The sequence below is a fragment of the Streptomyces sp. NPDC021622 genome, from assembly GCF_040640795.1.
In the GTDB taxonomy this organism is placed as follows: domain Bacteria; phylum Actinomycetota; class Actinomycetes; order Streptomycetales; family Streptomycetaceae; genus Streptomyces.
This window is the reverse complement of sequence record NZ_JBFACK010000001.1, coordinates 563,394-588,850: the sequence shown is the minus strand read 5'-3', so window position 1 is coordinate 588,850 and position 25,457 is coordinate 563,394. Positions and strand designations below refer to the sequence as shown.

The window sequence follows — 25,457 nt, the reverse complement described above, 5'->3', positions numbered from 1 at the left end:
CTGATATAGATCCCGGAAGACCACGTTCACCACTAGCGTTCAGGCCGTCACTGAGCGGGCATGAACAGGTGTACGAGGCACAAATACATTGCGGCATGGGGAGGACACCAGCAGTGGTCGACGGCACCGGCACCGGAGAGCCGCCGGATTGGCTGACCGCCGCCGAGATGGGCATGTGGCAGGCCTTCCGCAACGGCAGCGTCTACGACCTCCGGTCGGGGGATCCGATGGCGGACGATCCGCACGGCGGCCATCCCTGGGGACCGGAGCGGAGCGTGCGCGCACGCATCGTGTGCATGCTGTTGCTCGACGGCCCGCCCGCGCTCTCCGGCCGGGTCTCCTCGCTGAAGCTGGCGGGGCTGCAGATCACGGACGTACTCGATCTGGCGGGCGGCGAGATCCTCCCCTACGCGGAGCTGAAGCACTGCCGCTTCGAGAAGGAAGTGCTGTTCCCCGAGGCCAAGTTCACCACCCTGCGGCTGGTCAACTGCTCGATCCCCCGGGTGGAGGCGGCCCGCCTGCACACCGAGGGCGATCTGCATCTGCCGCGCTGCCGGATCCACAACGGCATGCGCCTCACGGACGCCCAGATCGGCACCGACCTGCTGCTCAGCCAGGCCGTGATCTACCGCGACCGGCGCGGCTACTCGATCATGGGCGACGGGCTCTCGGTCGGGCAGGACCTGCAGGCCGAGATGATCGAGTCGCACGGCCAGCTGAGCCTGCGCGGCGCGAAGATCGGCGTCTCCTTCAGCCTGCGCGGCAGCAAGCTCGCCAATCCGTACGGGCCGCGCGCGCTCAACGCCCCGCAGCTGACGGTGGAGCGCACGCTCTACCTGACGCCGGGCTCGCCCGGTGACGTGACCAGCGGCCAGACGCCCGCGCGCGGCACCCGCATGCAGCGCTTCGAGTCCCAGGGCGGCATCCGGCTCGACGACGGGCGGTTCGGTGACGCGGTGGACCTAGGGCAGGCGCGCTTCACCCTGGAGAACGACCAGGAGGTGTCGCTGCGCCGCGTCCAGACCCCCGAGCTGCGCTTCCTCGGCGAGGCCCCGCAGCGCGGCAAGGTCGTCCTTTCCGGCGCGAAGGTCGTCACCCTGGTCGACAAGTCGACCAGCTGGCCGGGTCCCGGCGGCCTCCAGATGGGCGGCTTCAGTTACGAGAACCTCGTCCCGCAGGGCAGTTTCCCGCTCTCCCGGCGGCTGAGCTGGGTGGCGGCCGCGACCGCCGAGTACAACCCCGAGCCGTACGAGAAGCTGGCCACCGTGCTGCGCAACGGCGGCGAGGACGCCGACGCCCGCGAGGTGCTGCTCGCCAAGCAGCGCAGACGCCGCGAGACCCTGCCGCTTGCGGCGAAGCTCTGGGGCTTCGCCCAGGACTGGACGGTCGCCTACGGCTACCGGCCCGGCCGGGCGGCGCTCTGGATGGCGGTGCTCTGGGCGGTGAGCGCGGTGGCCTTCACGCGCGCGGACCATCCGGCGATCAAGCCGGGCGAGCACCCGAACTGGAACCCGGCGCTGTTCTCCCTCGACCTGCTGCTCCCGGTCATCAACCTCGGCCAGGACAGCTACTGGCAACTGCGCGGCGGCTGGCAGTGGTTCGCGGCGATCCTCATCCTGCTCGGCTGGGTGCTCGCGACGACGGTCGCGGCGGGGGCGACACGGCTGCTGCGGAGGAACTGAAGAGGCCCCCTGGGGGGCGCCAGGGGGCTAACGGGGCTTCAGATTTTGCCTTCCCTTGACCAAGGTCCAGGCAACCGAACGACCGATACGAAAGCGTCACCAACTACCCCCTGGTACTGCTCCCACCTGCGGTTTTCAATACCCACACCATGCACCTGCTGCGCGCTCTGATCCGCACCACCCGGATGGTCAAGCACACCCCGCTCCTCGCCGCCGGCCTGACCCCCGACGACGAGGTGCTCCTCGACGTGCCCGACGACCGGCTCGGCCCTGCGCTCGTCGCCGCGGGCCGGGGAGATCACGGCCCTGCCGCCAAGCTGCTCGCCATGACCCGCGAGGCCGCCGAGTGGGAGAACCGCGACCGCTACACCACCCGCCTCGCCGCCTTCGCCCGCTCCCGCTCCGAGTGGTTCGACGACTGGCAGTCCGCCGCCCCGCACGACCCGGACGCGCTGCTCGTCAAGGCCGAGCTCGCGGTCGTCCGCGGCTGGGAGTCGCCCGCCCGCGCCGAACTCCTGCGCGAGACGGCACCGCTGCTCTCCGCGGCCGCCGAGGCCGACCCGCGCGACCCCGTGCCGTGGCGGATCGCCCTGGACCATGCCCGCGGCACGCACGCTTCGCAGACCGTCTTCGACGAGGTGTGGGCCGAGGCGGTGCGCCGCTCCTCGCACCACTACGGCTGCCATGCCTCGGCCCTGCAGTACCTCTCGGCCACCTGGTACGGCTCGCACCGCCAGTGCTTCGACTTCGCCGAGCGCGCGGCCCGTGACGCACTGCCGGGCTCGCTGATCCAGGCGCTGCCCGCGCGGGCCGCCTTCGCCTATCTGACCAGCGCGTCGGGGAACGTGCCGCGCGAGCGCCTGGACGCGGCGGCCGACCTGGGCATCACCCTGTCCGCCGAGTACGACGCCGGGGACCCCTGGCCGGCCGAGGTCCGCAACCTCCTCGTCTACGTCCTGGTCCGCCTGGAACGCTGGCACGACGCCCTCGAACAGCTGCGCCTCATCGGGCCGTACGCGACGTCGTTCCCCTGGGACCGGCTCGCCGACGATCCGCTCGGCCAGTTCCTCGAACTGCGCGACGGCGTGCGCATCGAGGTGGCGTCCACGACCCCGCTGCGCACCGGGCGCGGACGTGCGCACCGCGGCGACCATTAGGCTTTTGGCTCGTGACCACCGTCCGGCTTCCGCTCTTCCCGCTCAACTCGGTGCTGTTCCCGGGGCTCGTGCTCCCGCTGAACGTGTTCGAGGAGCGTTATCGCGCCATGATGCGCGACCTGCTCAAGACCTCCGACGAGGAGCAGCGGCTCTTCGCCGTCGTCGCGATCCGCGACGGCCTCGAAGTGGCGCCGAGCGCCCCCGGCCTCCCGGACCCGACCTCGCAGCCCGAGCAGGGGCCCGCCGCCGGGTTCGGTGACGACCCGCTCAAGGCCTTCCACGCGGTGGGCTGTGTGGCGGACGCGGCGACGATCCGGGAGCGCGCCGACGGCGGCTTCGAGGTCCTGGCCACCGGCACCACCCGGGTCCGGCTGCACTCGGTGGACGCGTCGGGCCCGTTCCTCACCGCCGAGGTCGAGGAGCTGCCCGAGGAGCCGGGCGAGGAGGCGGGCACGCTGGCCGCGGGTGTCCTGCGGGCGTTCCGCGCCTACCAGAAGCGGCTCGCCGGGGCGCGCGAGCGGTCCCTGTCGACCGGCGCCGAGCTGCCGGACGACCCGTCCGTGGTGTCGTATCTGGTCGCGGCGGCGGCCGTCCTCGACACCCCGACCAAACAGCGGCTGCTCGAAGCCCCCGACACCGCCGCGCGCCTGCGCGACGAGCTGAAACTCCTTCGCGCGGAGACCGCGATCATCCGTAATCTGCCGTCGTTGCCGGCGACGGACCTCACGCGCGGCACCACAAGCCTCAACTGACGTACGACGCATCTGACGTACGACGCATGACGTAAGGCGTGAGCGCTTTGGCGAAGAAGCAGAAGAAGCAGTCGGGCACGGGCGGCACCCCCGCCACGGTCGCCCTCACCGCGGCGGGCACCGGCTACACCGTCCACGCGTACGAACACGACCCCGCACACCCCTCGTACGGCGACGAGGCGGCCGAGGCGATGGGCGTCTCCCCCGACCGCGTCTTCAAGACCCTGGTGGCCGAGGTGGACGGCGAGCTGACGGTGGCCGTGGTCCCCGTGGCGGGCACCCTGAACCTCAAGGCACTGGCCGCCGCGGTCTCCGGCAAGCGCGCGGTGATGGCCGACCCGGCGGCCGCCGAGCGCACCACGGGGTACGTACGGGGCGGCATCTCCCCGCTCGGCCAGCGCAAGAAGCTGCGCACGGTCCTGGACGACTCGGCGTCCGCCCACGCCACGATCTGTGTGTCGGCGGGCCGCCGCGGCCTCGAGGTGGAACTCGCGCCGGCCGACCTGGCGGCGCTGACCGGCGCGGTACTGGCCCCGATCGGGCGCGAATAACCCCTTCGAGCCCCGTCGGCATCAGGCGTGAAGTGACCCTCGACGCCCGCCCGGTTCTCGACTAGTACCACCCTCATGTCGAAGAAGACGCGCAAGAGGAAGTGGCGGGTGAGGAAGGGCAGGGCGAACCACGGGAGGCGCCCGGCCTAACTGTGCGAGCTGTCCTCGGGCCGAGCCGGATCCCCGTAGGCGAGGGGGTACGGCTCGGGATCCCGCGGCCCGAACAGCGCGGTCAGACCCAGGTGCACGAGCAGCGCCGCAACCGGCCACGCCAGCAGCGCACCCTTGGCCTTGAGCTCCAGGGGCGCGTCGAACACCACGCCCTTGCCCACCGACTTCGCATGCGCGACGACATCCGTCTCGGGCCCGAGGAAGATCCCGAGACGCCAGGCGAGCACCGCGCCGAGCAGGCCGCCCGCCGTGAGGCCGACGACCAGCGGAATCCCGCCGCGCTTGCGCAGCAGGAAGACGACGAGTCCGCTCACCGCGCCGAAGCCGAGCGCGAGCAGAGTGAACGTTCCGTCGACCCCGATCGCCTGCTCCCCCTCGGTGTCCTTGAGGTACACCGCTTCGCCGTCCGAGATCAGCGGCACGCGCGGCGCGAGCCACAGCCACAGCAGCCCGAGCAGTACGCCGCTGACGGCCACCGCGACCGCGATGACCACGGCCTGCCGCACTTCGGTCTTCATGCCGGGCCCGTCCTCCTCGTGAGCCGACGGGGGAAAGTCTCCGGACGGCTTGGCGGCTTGCTGCCAGGGGTCGTGCGGGGACTCGCCGTGGGGCGGTTGGGAGGGCGTCAGCGGTGCAGTCACCCACACATGGTGCCAGTAGTGCCCACGGACCGCGTCACCGCACAGCCGCCCGGCGGTACGCCCAGGTGGCGAGCGCCAGGGAGGCGACGCCGACGCCCGCGCACACCGCCAGGTCGAACCCGACGGCCGCCCAGTCCGGATCGGGCCCGAAGGTGCGGGCGAGCGCCTCGACTCCGTACGTCGAGGGCAGCAGGTCACGCGCGTACTGCAGGATCTGCGGCATCCGCTCAGCCGGAAGCACACCGAGAAGGAGCGCCGCCGACATGCCCAACTGGCCGAGCAGCGTGGCCAGTTCGGGCCGCGGCGCGAGCAGCCCGAGGGCCGCGCCGAGCCCCGCGAGCGCGGCGCCGGCCAGCGGGATCACCGCGACGAGCACCCACAGATGGGTGAGCGGAAGGCCGAAGAGTCCGCAGCCGACGACGGCGGTGACCAGCGTGCCGGGCACGGTGAACGAGGCGTAGGCGGCCGCGGCGCCGAGGACCACCGCGGCGGGCGGCACGGGCAGCGTGGCGTAGTGGTCGAGCCCGCCGTCGGACCGCAGCTGCCCGAAGTACTGCGCGAGCAGGTTGAGCGCGACGAACGCGACGACGAGCACGGAGGACCCGGCGACCACGGCATGCGCCTCGCCGCCGCCGTCGACCACGCCGCGCATCAGGATCATGATGCCGACGGACTGGAAGGTCGCCACGAAGAGCAGGGGGATGCGGGCCACCCGCGCCCGGGAGAGCTGCGCACGGTAGACGGCCGAGAGCGCGGGGAACAACCGCGCGCGGGGCCCAAGGGGCGCGGGGGCTTCGGTCTGCCGCTCGTAGCCGTCGTCAGCCCGTACCGCGGCTTCCAAAGGAACCGCACTCATCGGACGCCCCTCCTGATCATGTGCCTGTCTCTTCGCCGGCTGGCAGACCTCACGCCTTTACCAGCCCCTTGGCATTCCCGCCCAGGGCAAGGTAGACGTCCTCCAGGCTGGGCGTGGCCAGGGTGAAGTCGTCGAGCGATGCGAAAGCGGCCCCTCCGGTGATCGCCCCGACCGCGGCCCGCGCCTCGTCGGGGGCGAGCCGCAGCGACCAGCGCCGCCCGGATTCCACGGCGGACGAGCGCAGCGCCGCCACCTCGGGGACGTCGAGCGGCGCCCGGTCGCGCCAGACGAGCTCCACCCGCACCTCTCCCGCGACCTGCTCCTTGAGCCCGGCCGGGGTGTCGCAGGCGATGACCTTGCCGTGGTCGAGTACGGCGACACGGTCGAGGACCGTCTCGGCCTCGATGACGTTGTGGGTGACGAGCAGGACCGTCGTGCCGCGCTCGGCCCGGCGCCGGTCGACGGCGCCCCAGACGGCGCGCCGCGCGATGGGGTCCATGCCGGTCGTCGGCTCGTCGAGGACGAGCAGCGGCCGCTCGCCCACCAGCGCGGTGGCGAAGCAGGCGAGCCTGCGCTGCCCGCCGGAGAGTTTCTTCAGCGGCCGCGCCGCGAGAGGGGTGAGCGCCAGCTCTTCGAGTACGCCGTCGCGCTCGGCCCGCGCCCGGCGCACATCGAGGCCGCGAAGCCGCGCGGTCGTCTCGACGGCGAGCGAGACGGTCAACTCGTCGAGCGCGGTGGACTCCTGCCCCAGGTAGGCGAGGATCCGCGCGGCCCGCTCGGGGTGGCGCAGGATGTCGTGGCCGAGGATCTCGACGCCACCGCTGTCGGGCCGCATCAGGCCGGTCAGCTGGCGTACGAGGGTGGACTTGCCGGCGCCGTTGGGCCCGAGCAGGCCGAAGATCTCGCCGCGCAGCACATCGAGGCTGATGCCGTCGGTGGCGCGCACCTCGGGCGTCGCGGGCGTGCCGCGCCGGCCACGGGCGGCGGGATACGTCTTGACGAGGTCGCGCACCGCGCAGACGGCATCGCTGCCGTGACCCTGTCGGAGCCCTTGGCGGACCACCTGTGCCGAGCGCGTACTCACGAAGGACGAGGGTACGGGGTCCCGCGTCCGGCACGACGCCCGGGGCGCCCCGTACGCCCTGTATCGGTCATCTCCGTACGCGTGTGTCACTCCCCCGAGCGGTCGCCCACCGGCGCGTGTTCGACCGCGGTGTGGACGTCGATCTCGCGCCAGAAGCCCGCCCGGATCGCGTACCGGTCGTGCTCGTCGATCTGGTCGTCCTTGTGCGCGAGCAGGCCGAACCGGGCCGCGTACCGCAGCAGCTCGCCGTCGACGCGGTGCGGGATGCGCGGGTACATCGTCGAGAGCTTCTGCAGGCTGTGCTGCTCGGGCAGGCGCGCCATCCAGCGGCGCGCGAACACCTGTCCCACTTCGAAGGGGTCGCCGCCGACGGTGGTGATGTCCTCCTCGCGGTCGGCCCAGCGCTGCTCGGCCGTGGTGAGCTGGGCCAGCGTCGGCAGCGCCGCGGCCTCCGCGCTCTCGGCGGCGCCGCCGGGCCGCTCGACCCAGCCCTTGTCGGACGACCAGCGCAGCGTCGCGTTGGTGGGGTGCTGTGCGGCGGCCGGGGCGCCGGGGCCGCGCAGGGCGGCCAGGTCCTTGGGGGTGGGGACGCCCTTGCCCGCTGGGATGTGGTGGGGGGCGGCGCTGTCGCCGTTGGCCGTGGCCTCCGTGTGCTGCACGCCCGCGGCCTCCTCGGCGGCCCGCTGGGCGCCGGCGGCGAGCGCGGACTCGGGAAGGGGCGCGGAGAGGATCGCGGCGATCTCCGGGCGCGGCGCGGGCGGCGGCGCGCAGACACCGGTGAGCTCCTTGGCGCGTACGGCCTTGGTGATCCAGGCCCGGTCGAGGACGCGGCGCTCGTCGGCCTCGGCCACCAGGTCCTCGGACTGGTTGTAGTCGCCGTCGGCGGCCTGCACGGCCCACAGGTGGACGGCGACGCCGTGCTCCTTGGCGGCCATCATGCCGGGCAGCAGGTCCCCGTCGCCGGTGACGAGCACGACGTCCGAGCAGGCGCGGTTGCGGGCCAGTTCCGTCAACTCGGCGTGCATGGCGGCGTCCACGCCCTTCTGGGCCCACCGCCCGTCGCTGCGGGTCAGCGCGCCGAGACGGACCGTCACGCGCGACATGACCCGCAGCCTGCGGTGCTCCGGCTGGGGCACGCGGTCGGGGGCGCCGTCGAACCAGTAGATCCGCAGCAGGGGGCGCTCGGTGTCGGACTCGGCGCGCTCTCGGATGCCCTGGATCAGGGCGGCGTGATCGACGGTGATCCGGGACCGGGACGGCTCGCCCGCGAGGAGACTCGCGGCGGCACCCAGCAGATACCCGGCGTCCACCAGGACGATGCAGCGGTCCACGCGATCCACCCTCTTTCCCTGGAGATTCCCTGGAAGTCATGGCTCGGGAAGTAATGCTTCGGGTTTCCTTCGAGTCTGCCCGACCCTGCGGAGGTTAACGGCCGGAACTCGATCTTCGGCGTGGCGTGTCTCGACTTCGCCCCACGAGACAGCTTGTTACGCACGGTAATTCTCTGAAATGCGCCATTTGCCGCCATATGTGAATCTGGTCCCGTCCTGGCCCCCAGATCCCCCTCAGGAGGAAGATCACAATGGCCAAGAAACAGCACCGCAAGACCGGCGTCTCGGACCGGGGTCGTGCTTCGGCCGCCGAGCAGGCGGGCGAGCACGCGAAGACGTCCGCGGAGCAGGCCGAGTCGAGGATGAAGGACGCCGTGCAGTCGCAGGGCAGCCCCGCCGAGGTCGCCCGCAAGCACCAGCGCCGCTTCGGCCACAACTGACCTACACGCAGGCACACATGAAGGGGCGCACCCGGGCTTCCGGGTGCGCCCCTTCATGCGGTGGGCCGGGCGCTACCCCGCCAGGCAGGACGGGCCGAGCAGCACCTTCAGGTCACCGAAAAGGGCCGGATCGGGCTGCACCCGGTGCCGGTCGAGCCGCAGCACCGTCGTCTTCTGCGCCCCCTGGAGCTTGATCCGCACCTCGCTGTTGCCCCGGTGGTGGCTGAGGATCTCGCCGAGGCGGCTGACCATCGGCGGGGTCACCTTCACCGTCGGGATGGTGATCAGGACGGGCGCGTTGGTGCCCGCGTTCGACAGGTCGGGGACCTGGAGCTCCATCGCCACCAGGCGCGGCACGTCCTCGCGCTTGTCGAGACGGCCCTTGACGAACACCACGGCGTCCTCGACGAGTTGGGTCGACACCAGCTGGTACGTCGCCGGGAAGAACATGCACTCGATGGAACCCGCGAGGTCCTCGACGGTGGCGATCGCCCAGGCGTTGCCCTGCTTGGTCATCTTGCGCTGGAGGCCGGAGATGATGCCGCCGATGGTGACGATCGAGCCGTCCGAGTAGTCACCGCCGGTGAGCTGCCCGATGCCCGCGTCGGCCTTGTCCGACAGCACGTGCTCCAGGCCGAAGAGCGGGTGGTCGGAGACGTACAGACCGAGCATCTCCCGCTCCTGGGCGAGCAGATACGTCTTCTCCCACTCTTCGGTGGAGAACTCCACGTCGAGTCCGAAGCCCGGCTCGTCACCGGAATCGTCGCCACCTCCGAAGAGGTCGAACTGCCCCTCCGCTTCCTTGCGCTTGACCGCGACGACGTTGTCGATCATCGGCTCGTACTGCGCGGTCAGGCCCTTGCGGGTGTGCCCCATGGTGTCGAAGGCGCCCGCCTTGATCAGCGACTCCGTGGTCCGCTTGTTGCAGGCGGTGGCCTCGACCTTGTCGAGGTAGTCGGGGAAGGAGGTGTACTTCCCCTTCGCCTTGCGCGAGCGGATGATCGACTCGACCACGTTCGTGCCGACGTTGCGGACCGCCTCCAGGCCGAAGAGGATCACGTCGTCGCCCTGGGCGGCGAAGTTGTGCACCGACTCGTTCACGTTGGGCGGCAGCACCTTGATGCCCATGCGCCGGCACTCGTTCAGGTAGATGGCCGACTTGTCCTTGTCGTCCTTCACCGAGGTGAGCAGCGCGGCCATGTACTCGGCCGGGTAGTTCGCCTTGAGGTAGGCGGTCCAGTAGGTGACCAGGCCGTACGCCGATGAGTGCGCCTTGTTGAACGCGTATCCGGCGAACGGCACCAGGACGTCCCACAGGGCCTGGATCGCCGCGTCCGAGTAGCCGTTCTTGCGGGCGCCCGCCTGGAAGAGGACGAAGTTCTTCTCCAGCTCCTCGGGCTTCTTCTTGCCCATCACGCGGCGCAGGATGTCGGCCTCGCCGAGCGAGTAGCCGGCGACGATCTGGGCGGCCTTCTGCACCTGCTCCTGGTACACGATGAGGCCGTAGGTCAGGCCGAGCGTCTCCTTCAGGGGCTCTTCGAGCTCCGGGTGGATCGGCGTGATCTCCTGGCGGCCGTTCTTGCGCTCCGCGTAGTTCGTGTGCGAGTTCATGCCCATCGGGCCCGGCCGGTACAGGGCCGAGACGGCGGAAATGTCCTCGAAGTTGTCGGGCTGCATCTGGCGGAGCAGCGAACGCATCGGCCCGCCGTCGAACTGGAAGACGCCGAGCGTGTCACCGCGGCAGAGCAGTTCGAAGGTCTTCGGGTCGTCGAGCGGGAGCGAGAGCATCTCCAGGTCGATGCCCTTGCCGGCCCGCACCATCTTGACGGCGTCGTCCATGATGGTCAGGTTGCGCAGGCCCAGGAAGTCCATCTTGAGCAGGCCGAGCGACTCGCACTGGGGGTAGTCCCACTGCGTGATGGTCACGCCGTCGGTGTGCCGCACCCAGATCGGCGCGTGGTCCACGATCGGCTCGCTGGACATGATCACGCCGGCCGCGTGCACACCCATCTGCCGGACCAGGCCCTCCACACCCTTCGCGGTGTCGATGACCTTCTTCACGTCCGGCTCGTTCTCGTACATCCCCCGGATCTCGCCCGCCTCGCTGTAGCGCGGGTGCTTCGTGTCCGTGATGCCGGAGAGGTCGATGCCCTTGCCCAGGACGTCGGCGGGCATCGCCTTGGTGAGGCGGTCGCCCATCGCGTACGGATATCCGAGCACGCGCGCGGAGTCCTTGATGGCGTTCTTCGCCTTGATCTTTCCGTACGTGCCGATCATGGCGACCTTGTCGGCGCCGTACTTCTCCGTCACGTACCGGATCACTTCGACGCGCCTGCGCTCGTCGAAGTCGATGTCGACATCGGGCATGGAGACGCGCTCGGGGTTGAGGAACCGCTCGAAGATCAGGCCGTGCGTGATCGGGTCGAGGTCGGTGATGCCCATCGCGTACGCGACGATCGAGCCGGCCGCGGAGCCTCGGCCCGGGCCCACCGCGATGCCGTTGTTCTTCGCCCACATGATGAAGTCGGCGACCACCAGGAAGTACCCCGGGAACCCCATCTGGATGATGATGTCCATCTCGTACTCCGCCTGCTTCTGGCGGTCTTCGGGGACACCGGCCGGGTAGCGGCGGTTCATGCCGACCCGGACCTCCTCCTGGAACCAGGTGACTTCGGTGAAGCCCTCCGGGATGTCGAACTTCGGCATCAGGTCGCGCTTCTCGAACATCCCGGTGGTGTCGATCTGCTCGGCGACCAGCAGGGTGTTGGCGCAGCCCTCCTGCCAGGCGTCCGAGGAGTCGATGGCGTACATCTCGTCCGTCGACTTCAGGTAATAGCCCGTGCCGTCGAAGCGGAAGCGGTCCGGGTCCGAGAGGTTCTTGCCGGTCTGGATGCAGAGCAGGGCGTCGTGTGCGGTCGACTCGTGGGCGTAGGTGTAGTGCGAGTCGTTCGTGACCAGGGGCGGGATGCCCAGCTCCTTGCCGATCTTCAGGAGGTCGTCGCGGACCCGGCGCTCGATCTCGATGCCGTGGTCCATCAGCTCCAGGAAGTAACGGTCCTTGCCGAAGATGTCCTGGTACTCGCCGGCCGCCTTGCGCGCCTCCTCGTACTGGCCGAGGCGCAGGCGGGTCTGGAGCTCTCCGGAGGGGCAGCCGGTGGAGGCGATCAGGCCCTCCGACCACTGGGAGATGGTCTCCTTGTCCATGCGCGGCCACTTCTGGAGCCAGCCTTCGGCGTACGCGTCCGAGGAGAGCCGGAAGAGGTTGTGCAGACCGGTCTTGTTCGCCGCCCAGATCGTCTTGTGGGTGTAACCACCCGAACCGGACACGTCGTCACGCTTCTGGTGCGGCTGCCCCCACTTGATCTTCCGCTTGTTGCGCCGCGACTCCGGCGCCACATACGCCTCGATGCCGATGATCGGCGTCACGCCGGCCTTCTGCGCGGAGTGGAAGAAGTCGTACGCCCCGTGGAGATTGCCGTGGTCGGACATGGCGATGTGCGACATGCCCATCTCTTTACACGCGTTGAACATGTCCTTCAGCCGCGCGGCACCGTCCAGGAGCGAGTACTGGGTGTGGACGTGGAGGTGCGTAAAGGGCGGCTTGGTCACGGCGGGAGGCCTCCGGAGAACGGTGGGTGACAGGCTGCGGGCAGTCTGGGGGGACAGCGTGGAAGTCTAATCCGCGGCACTGACAAGCGACGGGCACTCGGGGGTACCGTCGAGCGTTGGACAGGACGGAGCACCTGTCCCAAATGTCATGCACCACCTGTTACCTGGAGGCACCCCGCGATGTCGGTCCCGCAGCCCACCGCTGAGCAGCGCGGCGAGCAGATCCTCGCCGTCTTCGACACCGCGTTCGGTGAGCTGCTCGCCGCGGACCCCGCCGCGTTCCGGGTGAAGTTCCGGAAGATGGCCGCCTCCGCCTTCGCGTTCTACCGCGGCACGGCCTGCCTCTTCTACGCGGACCTGGAGCGCGAGCAGCACGGCGGGCCCTACCTGGACGACCGCACGGGCCGGGTGTGGATCCACGGCGACCTGCACGCGGAGAACTTCGGCACGTACATGGACGCCCAGGGCCGCCTGATCTTCAACGTGAACGACTTCGACGAGGCGTACGTCGGGCCCTTCACCTGGGACCTGAAGCGCTTCGCCGCCTCCGTGGCGCTGATCGGCTACACGAAGGCGCTGAGCGACGAGCAGATCACCGACCTGGTGCGGATCTACGCCGCGGCCTACCGCGAGCGGATCCACGACCTGGCGACGGGCGCCAAGAGCGACGAGGTGCCGCCCTTCACCCTGGACACCGCCCAGGGCCCCCTCCTGGACGCGCTGCGCGACGCGCGTTCGCTGACCCGCTTCGGGCTCCTGGAGTCGATGACGGAGATCCGTGACTTCGAGCGCCGCTTTGCCTCCGGCGGCGGCTCCATCGAGCTGGACGCCGCGACCCGTTACAAGGTCCTCGCCGCCTTCGACGGCTATCTGGAGACGCTGCCGGAGTCCTCGCTCGCCCGCCCCGACTCCTACCGCGTGAAGGACGTCGTCGGCCGCCGCGGCATCGGCATCGGCTCGGCGGGTCTGCCCTCGTACAACATCCTTCTGGAGGGCAACAGCGACGCGCTGGAGAACGACGTCGTGATCTACCTCAAGCAGGCCCAGACCCCGGCCGTCTCGCGGCACATCACGGACGCCGCGATCCGCGACTACTTCCAGCACGAGGGCCACCGCACGGTCATCTCGCAGCGCGCGCTGCAGGCGCACGCCGACCCGTGGCTGGGCTGGACCGAGCTGGACGGCTCGGGTCAGCTGGTGGCCGAGGTCTCCCCGTACGCCGTGGACCTGGACTGGTCGGACATCGACGACCTGGACGAGATCGCCGCGGTCGTCGCCGACCTGGGCCGTGCCACGGCCACGATGCACGCGGCGGCGGACGACGAGAGCGGCCACTCCGACCTGGTGCCGTTCTCCACGGAGCGCGCGATCGACGCCGCCATCGCGGCCGACGAGGACGGCTTCGGGGACCTGCTCGTGGACTTCGCGCACGAGTACGGCGCTCGCGCCCGCCGCGACCACCAGATCTTCGTCGACCTGTTCCGCAACGGCCGGATCCCCGGCCTGTAGGCCGACGGGCGGCGTGCCCCCGTGCAACTCATAGGCACCCTTTAGGGCTGTCCTACAGGATCACATGGCACACTCGCTTGCGCGATGGACATATCCGGGACCCACCTCAGAGCCGTGCGCGCGGCGCTCTTCACGGCGCTCGTCGTGATGCTCTCCGCCGCGTCGCACGTCCTGCTGTCCCGCGCCCCGCTGCCCCTTGCCACGGTCGGCGCGATCGCCGCGGGTGTCTTCGTCATCGCGTACGCGCTCGCGGGGCGTGAGCGCGGCTATCTCCGCATCGCCGCGCTGCTGATCCCGCTGGAGCTCGCCGCCGACACGGTGTTCACCACCGGACAGCACGTCTGTTACGGCCAGGCGGGCGGCCCCGTCGCGGGACCGCTGCGCTCGGTCGGCTTCGACGTGCTGTGCGGCGGCAGCGTCGGCACCCCCCTGGCCCGGATGGCCGGCGGCGAGGGGCACCGCGCCGCCGTCCTGCTCACCGACACCGATCCGCACACCGCCTGGCTGCTGCTCGCCGCGCACATCGGCGTCGGCCTGCTGGCGGCGGCCTGGCTGCGGCGCGGCGAGCGCGCCCTGGCCCAGCTGCTTCGCGCGGTGACCGCCGCCACCTTCCGGCCGCTGCTGATCGCGGTCGCCGCGGTGAGCATCCGGCCGCGGCCCGTACGCCGCCTGCCGCGCCCGGCCCGCCGGGTCACGGTCGCGCGTACGCGGCCGCTCGTGCACTTCGTGGGACGGCGTGGACCGCCGTGCTCGGCCGCCTTCGCCTGAGCACGACCGTCCCCACGTACGTAACCCCCTACGGAGAACATCATCATGAGCAAGCGCAACAGTCAGGCGGCCAAGTCGGCGGCCCGCGAGCGGATCCGCGCCCAGCAGGAAGCCGAGCGCAAGCGCGAGAAGCGCAAGCGCCAGACGATCGTCGGCATCTCCGTCGTCGCGGTCCTCGCGATCGCCGGCGGCGTCGGCTACGCCGTCATGCAGGCCAACAAGCCCAGCCACTGGGACGCCGCCAAGGACGAGAAGCTGGTCAAGCCCGCGAACTCCTCGGGCAAGGACGGTACGACGGTCGTCATCGGCAAGGACAGCGCCAAGAAGACCCTCAAGGTCTACGAGGACCCGCGCTGCCCGATCTGCGCCAGCTTCGAGCAGACCGTCGGCCCGACCGTCGAGAAGGACGTCGAGGACGGCAAGTACAAGCTCCAGTTCATCGGCGCCTCGTTCCTCGACCGCAACCTCACCGGTGAGGGCTCCAAGAACGCGCTCAGCGCGCTCGGCGCCGCCCTGAACGTGAGCGACCAGGCCTTCGTCGACTACAAGAAGGCGCTGTTCTCCAAGGAGAACCACCCTGCGGAGACCTCCGACAAGTTCAAGGACGACTCGTACCTCCTCAAGATCGCCAACGAGGTGCCCGAGCTCAAGAAGAGCGCGTCCTTCAAGAAGGACGTCAAGGACGGCACGTACGACCGCTGGGCCATCGAGATGTCGAAGAAGTTCGACGACAACAAGGACAAGGTCGACGGAACGCCGGCCTTCGTCATGGACGGCAAGAAGCTGACCGGCGCCGACCAGAAGAACGCGCCCTTGACGGTCGAGGAGTACAAGAAGGCCGTCGACGCGGCACTCAAGGGCTGACCAAGGGCTGAACCGGCGCAAAAGCCGCACGCTGAGCGGCTGTTGGCGGAAGAGCGGGCGAACTTTTACAGGTCGCCCGCTTTTCGCGATTACTGATCAGTAAGGTGATCGCCCGTGACCAGTCGAAACAGCGCCCAGACGCCACTCAACTCCTCGAACCCGCGCCGCCGTACGGTCGTCAAGGCCGCTGCCGCCGGCGCGGTCCTGGCGGCCCCGCTCGCCGCCGCCCCCTCCGCGCACGCCGCCGAAGGGCCCGCGTTCCACCACGGGGTGGCCTCCGGCGACCCGCTGCCCGACGGTGTGCTGCTGTGGACGCGTGTGACGCCGGTGCCGGAGGCCACGCCCGGGTCCGGCAAGGGGCCTGACACCGAGGTGAGTTGGGAGATAGCCGAGGACAAAGGCTTCACCCGGATAATCAGCCGCGGGAGATCCACCGCGCGGGCCGCGTCCGACCACACGGTCAAAGCGGACGTAAGAGGCTTGCGCCCGGCCACCGCCTATTACTTCCGGTTCTCCGCGGGCGACACGCACTCCCCCGTGGGCCGCACCCGCACCACCCCCGCGCACGACGCGGCCGCCCCCGGCGTCCGGTTCGGCGTGGTCTCCTGCGCCAACTGGGAGGCCGGCTACTTCTCCGCGTACCGCCATCTCGCGGCCCGCACCGAACTCGACGCGGTCCTGCACCTCGGCGACTACCTCTACGAGTACCCGACCGGCGAGTACCCGGCCGCCAAGTACGTCGTACGACAGCACGAGCCGCGGCACGAGATCATCACGCTCGCCGACTACCGCACCCGGCACGGCGTCCACAAGGCCGACGCCGACGCGCAGGCGATGCACGCGACGCACCCCGTGATCGCGATCTGGGACGACCACGAGTTCGCCGACAACACCTGGTCGGGCGGCGCCGTCAACCACTCCCCCGAGACCGAGGGCGACTGGGCGCAGCGCATGGCGGCCGCCAAGCAGGCGTACTTCGAGTGGATGCCCGTACGCCCTTCTACTGAAGGCACCGTCTACCGCCGTCTGCGCTTCGGCAAGCTGGCCGATCTGCACCTGCTCGACCTGCGCTCGTTCCGCTCCGAGCAGGCGGGCTTCGGCAGCGGTGACGTCGACGACCCGGACCGTACGCTCACGGGCCGCGCCCAGCTCGACTGGCTGAAGGCGGGCCTGGCCTCCTCGGACGCCGCCTGGAAGCTGGTCGGCACCTCGGTGATGATCTCGCCGGTCGCCTTCGGGTCCGTGCCGGGCCATCTGCTCGGCCCCCTCGCGGAGTTGCTCGGCCTGCCCAAGGAAGGCCTGGCCATCAACGCCGACCAGTGGGACGGCTACACGGACGACCGCAAGGAACTCATCGCGCACCTGGTCGACAAGGCCGTGCGCAACACGGTCTTCCTCACCGGCGACATCCACATGGCCTGGGCGAACGACGTGCCGGTCAGGGCCGCCACGTACCCCGGATCGCCGTCCGCAGCCACGGAGTTCGTGGTCACGTCCGTGACCTCCGACAACGTGGACGACATGCTGCACGTCGCCCCGCACACCCTCTCGCTGGTCGCGGTGGGCGCGATCAAGGCGGCCAACCGCCATGTGAAGTGGCTGGACATGGATTCGCACGGCTACGGCGTCCTGGACGTGACGGCCGAGCGCTCGCAGATGGACTACTACGTCCTGTCCGACCGCACGGACCCCAAGGCGACGTCGAAGTGGGCCCGTTCGTACCGCACGCTCAGCGGCACCCAGAAGGTCGAGCGCGCGGACGCCCCGGTGCGCTGACCTCCGCGTCACGGGGTTTCGGCGTCGCCCTTTACTCTTGCGGCATGAGTGGCCAGGGGGACGTGATCGACGGGCGCTTCGAGCTGCTGGAGCGGCTCGGCAGCGGAGGCATGGGCACGGTGTGGCGGGCGCGCGACACCGTGCTGCACCGAGAGGTGGCCATCAAGGAGGTGCGGCCCTCGGGGCCCGAGCTGACGGCCGAGCAGTCGCGCGTCCTGCGGGAGCGGGTGCTGCGCGAGGCCCGCGCGCTGGCCCGGCTCAATCACCCCCATGTGGTGACGATCCACCAGATCCTCGACACTTCGGCGTCCCCGCACCCGTGGCTGGTGATGGAGCTGTTGCCGGGGCGCACCCTCCAGGACCTCCTGGAGGAAGGGACGCTGACGCCGCGCGAGGCGGCGCGCATCGGCCGTGAGCTGCTGTCGGCCCTGCGGGTCGCGCACGCCGCGGGCATCCTGCACCGGGACATCAAACCGGCCAACGTCCTGCTGCGCGAGCGATCGCCGCAGGACGCGGGAGGCACACCCTCGGTGGTCCTGACCGACTTCGGCATCGCCTCGCTGAGCGGCTCCACGCAACTCACCGCCACGGGCGACCTGATCGGCTCTCCGGAGTACATCGCGCCCGAGCGGATCCGCGGCACCGGCGAGGGCCCGCCGGGCGACCTGTGGTCACTCGGCCTGGTTCTGTACGTGGCCGTGGAGGGCGTCAGTCCGCTGCGCCGCGGCACGTCGCTGGCCACGCTCGCCGCCGTGCTCGACTCCCCGGTGCCGCCGCCGGTCCGCTCCGGACCGCTCGCTCCGGTCCTGGGCGCCCTCCTGGTGCGGGACCCGGCACTGCGCCCGGACGCGGACCGGCTCGATGCGATGCTCGCCGCGGTGGCGGACGGGACCACGCGGCAGCCGACGGCGATTTCGGAGCGGCCCGCCACCCCTGTGGGATCGCCCGCCACCCCCGTGGGCCCGCCCGACGTCGCGGTGAGCCCGCCCGACGCCACGATGGGCCCGCCCGACGTCGCGGTGAGCCCGCCGCCCGCCGAGCCCCGAAGACGTACGCCGGTGATCGTCGCGGCGGTTGCCGTGGCCTTCGCCCTGGTGGCCGGCGCCGCGCTGGTGCTCGCGCTGCGGGGCGGTGCCGGCACGGGCGGGGAGCAGGACAAGGGCGGCAAGCGCCCCGGCCCGACCACGCCGCCGGCGTCCTCCCCCGCCGCCCCGCCCGCCCCGGGCTGGATCGCCCAGCTCGTCTCCGAGCCCGTCGGCTCGGGCGAGGCCGCCCGCGACCGCAGGCTCGCGGCGGTGCGCAAGGACGTGCCGGAGGCCGCGTATGTGCGCAGCGACGACTACGCATCGCTGCGGCCCGGCTTCTGGGTGATCTACGCTCCCGGGCCCTTCGCGGACGGCCGGGCCGCCCTGCGGTTCTGTGCCGAGCGCGGCAAGACCAGCGGCGACACCTGCGTCGGGCGGTATCTCAGCTCCAGCGGCGGTGACTACGGCCTGCAGTGCAAGCCGCCGGTGAGCGCCCCGGTGGGGCGCTGCACGCGCGCGTGAACCCTCAGAGGGTCTCCAGGAAGCCCAGCGCCGTCCGCCAGGTCGACTCCGCCGCCTCGGCGTCGTAGTCGTCCAAGTCGGGGTCGGTGTACAGATGTCCGGCGCCCGCGTAGCGGTAGACCTCCACGTCGGCCCCGGCACGCCCCATCTGCAGGTACCACGCGCTCAGCCAGTCGTCCGTCTCGAACGGGTCGGGCTCGGCGACGTGCAGCTGCACCGGCAGCTCGTCCACCGTGGCGCTCTCCGCGATGTCGGAGGTGCCGTGCAGGAGCAGCAGGCCGCGCGCCTTGTCGTCGCCGAGCGCGAGCGTCTGCGCGGTGGCGGCGCCGAAGGAGAACCCGGCGTAGACGAGACCCCGCTCGGAGTAGGGCGCCGCGGCCAGAATGGCCCGCTTCAGGAGCTCGTCCTTGCCGAGCTCCTCCTTGAAGGCCATGCCTTCCTCGACGGTGTCGAAGGTGCGCCCCTCGAAGAGATCAGGGGTCCACACCTGGTGCCCCGCCGCGCGCAGCCGGTCGGCCGCCGCGTGCACCGCGGGCCGCAGCCCGTACGTCGAATGGAAAAGCACGATGTTCATGAGGCCATCGTGCCACCTACCCTCTGAGGCATGGAGAACGTACTGCGTCCGTTGATCGTGGTCGGCGGCTCGGTCGTGCTCACGCTGGCCGTCGGGTGGCTCGCCGACGTGCTGCTGCGCAGGGCCGACGCCCGGCACCCCGAAGCCCCCGTGTGGGGCCTCCTGCGCCGCTGCCGGCTACCGCTCCAAGTCGTCCTCTGCGTCGCCCTGCTGCGTGGCTTCTACGACCAGGCAGAGATCGCCGAGGACCATTCGGCGGGCATCGGCAGAACGCTCACCCTGGTGCTCATCGGATCCATGGCGTGGCTCCTTGTCCGCATCGCGGCGGCCGTCGTCGAATCCTCGTACGCGCGTTACGCAGCCGCCCACCGCGACCCGGCCCGGGTGCGCCGGGTGCGGACGCAGGTCACGCTCATCCAGCGGGTGGTCACCGCGATCGTCGGTGTGGTGGCCGTCGGCGCAATGCTGCTGACGTTTCCCGCGATGCAGGCGGCCGGCACGTCGCTCCTCGCGTCGGCGGGCGTGCTCGGCATCGTCGCCGGTGTCGCCGCGCAGTCCACGCTCGGCAATCTCTTCGCCGGGCTGCAGATCGCCTTCGGCGACATGGTGCGGCTCGGGGACACGGTGGTGGTGGACGGCGAGTGGGGCACGATCGACGAGATCACGCTGACCTTCCTGACCGTGCGGACCTGGGACGAACGCCGGATCACGATGCCCGTGTCGTACTTCACGTCGAAGCCCTTCGAGAACTGGTCGCGCGGCGGCGCCCAGATGACCGGCACGGTCTTCTTCCAGCTCGACCACAGCGCGCCAGTGCAGGAGATGCGCGAGAAGCTGCGGGACATCCTGCGCGAGTGCGGCGCCTGGGACGGCAGGGACTGGGGCCTCGCGGTCACGGACACGACGCCGAACACGATCCAGGTGCGCGCCCTGGTCACCGCCAAGGACGCGGACGACATCTGGACGGTGCGGGTCACGGTGCGCGAACAGCTGATCGGCTGGCTGGCCGAGGAGCATCCCTACGCGCTGCCGCGGGTCAACACGGCCTGGGCCGAACTGCCGCCGAACGGCGAACGTCCGCATACGGCCCCGCCGATCATCCCGCGCACGGGCCGGGGCTGACACCCCGTTCGGGGCCAGGCCTCAGGGACGCAGACTGCGTACGTCGAGATGGTGCAGGACGCGGTCGACGATCTCGGGGTCGGCGCCGGGCTCGCTGCGCGCCGCGAGCACTTCGTGGCGGGCGGCGGACATCATCTCGCGCTGGATGCGCTGGACCGCCTTGAGCCGGTCGACGCGCTTGGCGTACCGCTCCCGCCGCTCGTCGTCGACGATGTCGGGGCTGATGCGGGCTCCGATGTCGAACGCCCCGCGCTGCAGCCGCTCCTGGACGTCCTCCGGCAGCTCCTCGACCTCCTCGATCTCCTTGAGCCTGCGCTTGGCCGCCTTGGCGGCACGGACGGCGAGCTCCCGCTCGATGGCCCGCTCGACGTCGGTGTCCGCGCGCACGCCGAGCTTCTTCACCAGCCAGGGCAGGGTGAGCCCCTGGACCACGAGGGTCGCCATGATGACGCAGAACGCGATGAAGATGATCTCGTCACGGGCCGGGAAGGGATCCCCGCCGTCCGTCTTCAGGGGGATGGCGAGCGCCAGCGCGACCGATGCGACGCCGCGCATCCCCGACCACCACATGACGACGGTCTCGCGCCAGGTCGTGGGAATGTCCTCGTCGTAGTCCCTGCGCTTGTGCAGCTTCTTGGCGAGCCACGTCGCGGGCAGCAGCCACATCAGTCGTACGCCGACGACGACCGCCACGACCGCCGCGCCCCAGCCGAGCATCTGCAGCTCGCGGCCTTGCGACGTACCGAAGACGTTGTGCAGTTCGAGCCCGATGAGCCCGAAGGCGACCCCGGTGACCAGGGTGTCGACGATCTGCCAGAACGTCTGCCCGGTGATCCTTCCTTGTACGTCGTCGGCGTCAGCGGCGTTCTCCGCGAGGTAGAGCGCGGTGGTCAGCACCGCGAGGACGCCGGAGCCGAGGAGCTCCTCGGCCAGCACATAGCTGACGAAGGGCACGAGCAGCGTGAGGCCGGTCTGCAGGGTGGCCTCGCCGAGGAGACCCATCAGCTTGTTGGTGAGCCAGCCGAGCGCGAGCCCCACGGCGACGGCGACCACTCCGGAGAGCACCAACTGCCCCACCGCCGACGGCCAGGAGAACGTCCCGCTGACGGCCGCCGCGATCGCCACGTGGTACAGCACGATCGCCGTGACGTCGTTGAAGAGCCCCTCCCCCTCCAGGATCGACACGAGCCGCCGGGGCAGCCCGAGCGACCCCGCGACGGCGGTCGCGGCGACCGGGTCGGGCGGCGCGACGAGCGCCCCGAGCGCGACGGCCGCGGCGATCGGAAGCCCGGGAACGACCGAGCCCGCGACCGCCGCCACGGCCGCCGTCGTCACGAAGACCAGCGCAACGGCGAGCAGGAAGATGGGGCGTCTGTTGGCCGTGAACTGCCGCCAGGAAGTGCGCTGGACGGACGCGTAGAGCAACGGCGGCAGCACCAGCGGAAGGATGAAGTCCGGCGGGATCTCGACGTTCGGCACCCAGCTCACGAAGGCCAGGACGATTCCGGCGATGGTCATCAGAACGGGCGCGGGGAGCCCGAGCCGCTCCCCCAGCGGCACGGTCACCACGGCGCCGAGCAACAGGACGAGCAGCAGCGCCAGTTGGTCCACGGTGTGCCCTCCGGCGGTTCGCGTGTCGGTCGATCAAGACCTCAACCCTGCCACGCATTCCGCCCGAACCGGACAGGACGGGCCGCGCCGGAGGGCGACAACGGTCCGTCGCGGCGCCCGGGTCTCGCTAGGCCAGCGCCTTCCGCATCGCCCGGTGCGGGATCCCCGCGTCGGGGAACTCCGGGCCGTAGACGGCATATCCGAGCCGCTCGTAGAACCCCAGCGCATGCGTCTGCGCGTGCAGGTCGACGGCGGTCAGGCCACGCGCGCGTGCCGCGTCCTCGATCGCCCGCACCAGGGCCGCCCCGACACCGAGGCCCCGCGCGGCCTTGGTCACCGCGAGCCGGCCGAGCGCGCCCACCCGGTCATCGCCGCCGTTCTTCGCCGCTGCGGCCGCGCCGGTCAGCAGCCGGCCGGTGCCCAGCGGCAGCCCGTCCGCGCGGACGGCGATGACATGCGCGGCCCCGGCGTCGTACGCGTCGTACTCGAGGTCCTCGGGGACCTGCTGCTCGACGACGAAGACTTCCTTGCGGACCGCGAAACAGGCCTCCAGGTCACCGGGCTCCACGGCGACCCGGCAGACGAAGGCGGCCCCTGCGCTCACGAGCTCTCCGCCCGCACGCGGTCGAGGGCCTGCTGGAGGTCGTCGGGGTACTGGCTCTCGAACTCGACCCACTGGCCGTTCCCGGGGTGCTCGAAACCGAGTCGCACCGCGTGCAGCCACTGGCGGGTGAGCCCGAGCCGCTTGGCGATCGTCGGGTCCGCGCCGTACGTCAGGTCGCCGACGCACGGGTGTCGGTGTGCCGCCATATGGACGCGGATCTGGTGCGTGCGCCCCGTCTCCAGCTTGATGTCGAGCAGCGAGGCCGCGCGGAACGCCTCGATGAGGTCGTAGTGCGTCACGGAGGGCTTGCCCTCCGCCGTGACCGCCCACTTGTAGTCGTGGTTCGGGTGCCGGCCGATGGGGGCGTCGATGGTGCCGCTCATCGGGTCGGGGTGACCTTGCACCAGCGCGTTGTAGCGCTTGTCGACCGTGCGCTCCTTGAACTGGCGCTTCAGGGACGTATACGCCCGCTCGGACTTGGCGACCGCCATCAGGCCGGACGTGCCGACGTCCAGGCGGTGCACGATGCCCTGGCGCTCGGCGGCACCGGAGGTGGAGATGCGGTAGCCCGCCGCGGCGAGGCCGCCGATCACGGTCGTCCCGGTCCAGCCCGGGCTCGGGTGCGCGGCCACGCCCACCGGCTTGACGATCACCACGATGTCGTCGTCGTCATGGATGATCTCCATGCCCTCGACGGGCTCGGCGACGATCTGCACCGGGGCGGGCGCCTGCGGCATCTCGACCTCCAGCCAGGCGCCGCCGTGCACACGCTCGGACTTGCCGACCACGCTGCCGTCGACCATCACCTTGCCTGCCGCCGCGAGGTCGGCGGCCTTCGTGCGGGAGAACCCGAACATGCGCGAGATGGCGGCGTCGACGCGCTCGCCTTCCAGGCCGTCCGGTACGGGCAGGGTGCGGATCTCGGGAATCGTGCTCACCCATTGAGTATGCAGGAGCCCACCGACACTCCCGCACCAAAGCCTCCCGCGGGAGGCCCGGGGGATCAGTCCCAGTCAGTCCTTGTGGACGGTCCCGTCCGGGTCCAGGCCGCGGAAGGAGAGGATCACGATCAGGATGCCACCGCACACGATCGCCGAGTCCGCGAGGTTGAACACCGCGAAGCCCTTCGGTGCGATGAAGTCGACCACGGCCCCCTCGAAGACACCGGGGGAACGGAAGATCCGGTCGGTGAGGTTGCCGAGGGCCCCGCCGAGCAGCATGCCGAGCGCGATCGCCCACGGCAGGCTGTAGAGCTTGCGGGCCAGGCGGGCGATCACGACGATGACGGCCGCCGCGATGCAGGTGAAGATCACGGTGAAGGCCTCACCGAACCCGAAGGCGGCGCCCGCGTTGCGGATGGCCTCGAACCGGAGCCAGTCGCCGACGACCTGGATCGGCTCATGGTGCTCGAGCTTCTCGACGACGACCATCTTGCTGACGAGGTCCAGGGCGTACGCGAACACGGCCACCGCGAACAGCACGAGGATCCGGCGCTTGCCCTTGGGCTTCTCCTCGTCCGCCGGGGCCTGCCCGTCAGCCGGGGCCTGCTCATCCGACGGAGCCTGCTCGTCGGGCGAAGCCTTCCCGTCCTGCTCGCCCCGCGCGTCCTGACGCGCGGCGTCGGAGCCCGAGTCGGACTGCTCCGGCTCGGCCCCAGCCGCCTCAGGGGTATCCGGCGTACCGATGATGCGCTCCGCCTCTGCCACGTGAGTCCCTCAACCTAGGTACCTGACTGGGGACGAGGGTACGGCACACACGTACGGCCCCACGTGGCCAGGCCGTGGTCAGTAGCGCCGTTCCTGCTTCTGCTTGCACTCGACGCACAGCGTCGCCCGCGGGAAGGCCTGCATGCGCGCCTTGCCGATGGGATTGCCGCAGTTCTCGCAGATGCCGTACGTCCCGGCGTCCAGCCGCTCCAGGGCGCGCTCGGTCTGGACGAGCATCTCGCGCGCATTGGCGGCCAGCGACATCTCATGTTCCCGCGTGATGTTCTTGGTGCCGGTGTCCGCGTCGTCGTCGCCCGCGCCGTCCCCGGAGTCCCGCATCAGACCCGCCAGGGCGTCCTCGGAGGACGTGATCTCGGCTCCGAGCCGCAACGCCTCGCTCTGCAGCTCCGCGCGGGCCTCCTCGACCTCCTCCGGGGTCCAGGGATCCTCGCCGGGCCGGACCGCGAGCTCACCGGGCTCCGCGGCGGCGACACGCGCCTTGGGCACCGCGGTCGGCTTCTTCGCTGCCGTCGCCGTGCCCGGAGTCTTCTTCGCAACCACTGTCGTGGCTCCCGTCGTCTCCGCGGCCTGAGCCGCACCATCGGCCGCGGTCGCGGCCGTCTTCTTGGCTGTGCTCTTCTTGGCCGTGCTCTTCTTGGCAGCCGTCTTCTTGGCCGGTGAGGCCGCTTCCTCCGGTGGCGCCTTCTTGGCGGCCGTCTTCTTGGCCGCCACCTTCTTGGCGGCGGCCTTCTTGGGGGCCGCCTTCTTAGCGGCCGTCTTCTCGGCGACCGGCTTCTCGGCCGCCGTCTTGGTGGCCGTCTTCTTGGCGGTGGCCTTCTTCGCGGTCGTCTTCTTGGCCGCCGCCTTCGCCACCTTCTCCGCCTTCTCGGGCTCCACCCCGTTCGCTCCCTGCGTGGCCGCGCCCGTGGATCTGCCCGACGCCGAATGCTGTACGGCGGTCTTCTTCGCCACCATGGCCGCGGCCCCTTCACATATTGTGATCTTGCTCGCGAATCGTGCTGGGACGATAAATCGACTCAACGCCCGCGGCAACGGGGCACGCCGCCCGATTCGCCCGCCCCGCGGGTCCCGCGCGGCAGGC

22 protein-coding genes are annotated in these 25,457 nt (G+C 70.8%); 11 read left to right on the top strand and 11 right to left on the bottom strand.

Translation table 11 applies throughout. The features are described from left to right. Positions 1 to 95 precede the first annotated feature (95 nt). The 4 genes from AB0G47_RS02660 to ybaK all read left to right on the top strand — a co-directional run bounded on the left by AB0G47_RS02660 (position 96) and on the right by ybaK (position 4,142). Positions 96 to 1,682 carry an oxidoreductase gene (locus tag AB0G47_RS02660; protein ID WP_360763302.1) on the top strand — a complete coding sequence of 529 codons (1,587 nt, stop codon included), beginning with the start codon at positions 96 to 98 and terminating at the stop codon, positions 1,680 to 1,682. Positions 1,683 to 1,831: 149 nt separating this feature from the next. Then, a complete protein-coding gene (locus AB0G47_RS02655; protein WP_360763300.1) occupies positions 1,832 to 2,839 on the top strand; it encodes a hypothetical protein in 1,008 nt (335 codons plus the stop codon). Positions 2,840 to 2,850: 11 nt separating this feature from the next. Then, complete coding sequence (locus AB0G47_RS02650; RefSeq protein WP_360763298.1) at positions 2,851 to 3,591, top strand: LON peptidase substrate-binding domain-containing protein; 741 nt, start codon at positions 2,851 to 2,853, stop codon at positions 3,589 to 3,591. 47 nt (positions 3,592 to 3,638) lie between these two features. Next, positions 3,639 to 4,142, top strand: a complete 504-nt coding sequence (gene ybaK, locus AB0G47_RS02645) for a Cys-tRNA(Pro) deacylase (RefSeq protein ID WP_360763935.1) — start codon at positions 3,639 to 3,641, stop codon at positions 4,140 to 4,142. Between the two features lie 146 nt (positions 4,143 to 4,288). Here ybaK and AB0G47_RS02640 read toward each other — a convergent pair whose 3' ends face one another. The 4 genes from AB0G47_RS02640 to AB0G47_RS02625 all read right to left on the bottom strand — a co-directional run bounded on the left by AB0G47_RS02640 (position 4,289) and on the right by AB0G47_RS02625 (position 8,225). After that, positions 4,289 to 4,954: a DUF2567 domain-containing protein gene (locus AB0G47_RS02640; protein WP_360763296.1), complete on the bottom strand. Its 666-nt coding sequence runs from the start codon at positions 4,952 to 4,954 to the stop codon at positions 4,289 to 4,291. Between the two features lie 34 nt (positions 4,955 to 4,988). Then, positions 4,989 to 5,810 (bottom strand): ABC transporter permease, encoded by an 822-nt coding sequence (locus AB0G47_RS02635; protein ID WP_360763294.1) that lies wholly within the window; start codon positions 5,808 to 5,810, stop codon positions 4,989 to 4,991. Positions 5,811 to 5,859: 49 nt separating this feature from the next. Next, positions 5,860 to 6,873 carry an ABC transporter ATP-binding protein gene (locus AB0G47_RS02630; RefSeq protein ID WP_360763933.1) on the bottom strand — a complete coding sequence of 338 codons (1,014 nt, stop codon included), beginning with the start codon at positions 6,871 to 6,873 and terminating at the stop codon, positions 5,860 to 5,862. Positions 6,874 to 6,980: 107 nt separating this feature from the next. After that, positions 6,981 to 8,225, bottom strand: a complete 1,245-nt coding sequence (locus tag AB0G47_RS02625) for an NYN domain-containing protein (protein ID WP_360763292.1) — start codon at positions 8,223 to 8,225, stop codon at positions 6,981 to 6,983. A 251-nt stretch (positions 8,226 to 8,476) separates the two neighbouring features. Between AB0G47_RS02625 and AB0G47_RS02620 the strand changes: the two genes are divergently transcribed. Next, positions 8,477 to 8,665, top strand: a complete 189-nt coding sequence (locus AB0G47_RS02620; RefSeq protein WP_360763290.1) for a hypothetical protein — start codon at positions 8,477 to 8,479, stop codon at positions 8,663 to 8,665. A gap of 72 nt (positions 8,666 to 8,737) precedes the next feature. On the opposite strand, the gene dnaE is transcribed toward AB0G47_RS02620, so the two are convergent. After that, positions 8,738 to 12,274 (bottom strand): DNA polymerase III subunit alpha, encoded by a 3,537-nt coding sequence (gene dnaE / locus AB0G47_RS02615; protein ID WP_360763289.1) that lies wholly within the window; start codon positions 12,272 to 12,274, stop codon positions 8,738 to 8,740. Between the two features lie 180 nt (positions 12,275 to 12,454). Between dnaE and AB0G47_RS02610 the strand changes: the two genes are divergently transcribed. From AB0G47_RS02610 to AB0G47_RS02590, 5 genes are all read left to right on the top strand, one after another. Further along, positions 12,455 to 13,783, top strand: a complete 1,329-nt coding sequence (locus AB0G47_RS02610) for a DUF2252 domain-containing protein (protein WP_360763288.1) — start codon at positions 12,455 to 12,457, stop codon at positions 13,781 to 13,783. 84 nt (positions 13,784 to 13,867) lie between these two features. Then, on the top strand, positions 13,868 to 14,551 hold the full coding sequence (locus AB0G47_RS02605) for a hypothetical protein (RefSeq protein WP_360763286.1): 684 nt from the start codon (positions 13,868 to 13,870) through the stop codon (positions 14,549 to 14,551). Between the two features lie 45 nt (positions 14,552 to 14,596). Further along, the gene (locus AB0G47_RS02600) at positions 14,597 to 15,415 is read left to right on the top strand and encodes a thioredoxin domain-containing protein (protein WP_360763285.1); all 819 of its coding nucleotides are present in this window, start codon (positions 14,597 to 14,599) and stop codon (positions 15,413 to 15,415) included. 114 nt (positions 15,416 to 15,529) lie between these two features. Next, positions 15,530 to 17,191, top strand: coding sequence for an alkaline phosphatase D family protein (locus AB0G47_RS02595; RefSeq protein WP_360763284.1), 1,662 nt, complete (start codon positions 15,530 to 15,532; stop codon positions 17,189 to 17,191). Positions 17,192 to 17,235: 44 nt separating this feature from the next. Then, complete coding sequence (locus AB0G47_RS02590; RefSeq protein WP_360763282.1) at positions 17,236 to 18,738, top strand: serine/threonine-protein kinase; 1,503 nt, start codon at positions 17,236 to 17,238, stop codon at positions 18,736 to 18,738. Positions 18,739 to 18,742: 4 nt separating this feature from the next. Here the strand turns inward: AB0G47_RS02590 and AB0G47_RS02585 are convergent, their stop codons facing one another. Beyond that, positions 18,743 to 19,312, bottom strand: a complete 570-nt coding sequence (locus tag AB0G47_RS02585) for a dienelactone hydrolase family protein (RefSeq protein WP_266868000.1) — start codon at positions 19,310 to 19,312, stop codon at positions 18,743 to 18,745. Positions 19,313 to 19,342: 30 nt separating this feature from the next. Here AB0G47_RS02585 and AB0G47_RS02580 point away from each other — a divergent pair, with 30 nt between their 5' ends. Then, complete coding sequence (locus AB0G47_RS02580; RefSeq protein ID WP_360763279.1) at positions 19,343 to 20,434, top strand: mechanosensitive ion channel domain-containing protein; 1,092 nt, start codon at positions 19,343 to 19,345, stop codon at positions 20,432 to 20,434. A 21-nt stretch (positions 20,435 to 20,455) separates the two neighbouring features. On the opposite strand, the gene AB0G47_RS02575 is transcribed toward AB0G47_RS02580, so the two are convergent. The 5 genes from AB0G47_RS02575 to AB0G47_RS02555 all read right to left on the bottom strand — a co-directional run bounded on the left by AB0G47_RS02575 (position 20,456) and on the right by AB0G47_RS02555 (position 25,330). Next, complete coding sequence (locus AB0G47_RS02575; protein WP_360763277.1) at positions 20,456 to 22,045, bottom strand: Na+/H+ antiporter; 1,590 nt, start codon at positions 22,043 to 22,045, stop codon at positions 20,456 to 20,458. Between the two features lie 127 nt (positions 22,046 to 22,172). Then, the gene (locus AB0G47_RS02570; RefSeq protein WP_360763275.1) at positions 22,173 to 22,649 is read right to left on the bottom strand and encodes a GNAT family N-acetyltransferase; all 477 of its coding nucleotides are present in this window, start codon (positions 22,647 to 22,649) and stop codon (positions 22,173 to 22,175) included. Then, entirely contained in the window at positions 22,646 to 23,587 is a 942-nt protein-coding gene (locus tag AB0G47_RS02565; RefSeq protein ID WP_266867992.1) for an RluA family pseudouridine synthase, read from the bottom strand. Before AB0G47_RS02565 ends, AB0G47_RS02570 begins: the two co-directional genes overlap by 4 nt. 75 nt (positions 23,588 to 23,662) lie before the next feature. Continuing rightward, positions 23,663 to 24,355 carry a signal peptidase II gene (gene lspA / locus AB0G47_RS02560; RefSeq protein ID WP_360763273.1) on the bottom strand — a complete coding sequence of 231 codons (693 nt, stop codon included), beginning with the start codon at positions 24,353 to 24,355 and terminating at the stop codon, positions 23,663 to 23,665. 78 nt (positions 24,356 to 24,433) lie between these two features. Beyond that, complete coding sequence (locus tag AB0G47_RS02555) at positions 24,434 to 25,330, bottom strand: TraR/DksA C4-type zinc finger protein (RefSeq protein ID WP_360763271.1); 897 nt, start codon at positions 25,328 to 25,330, stop codon at positions 24,434 to 24,436. Positions 25,331 to 25,457: the final 127 nt, after the last annotated feature.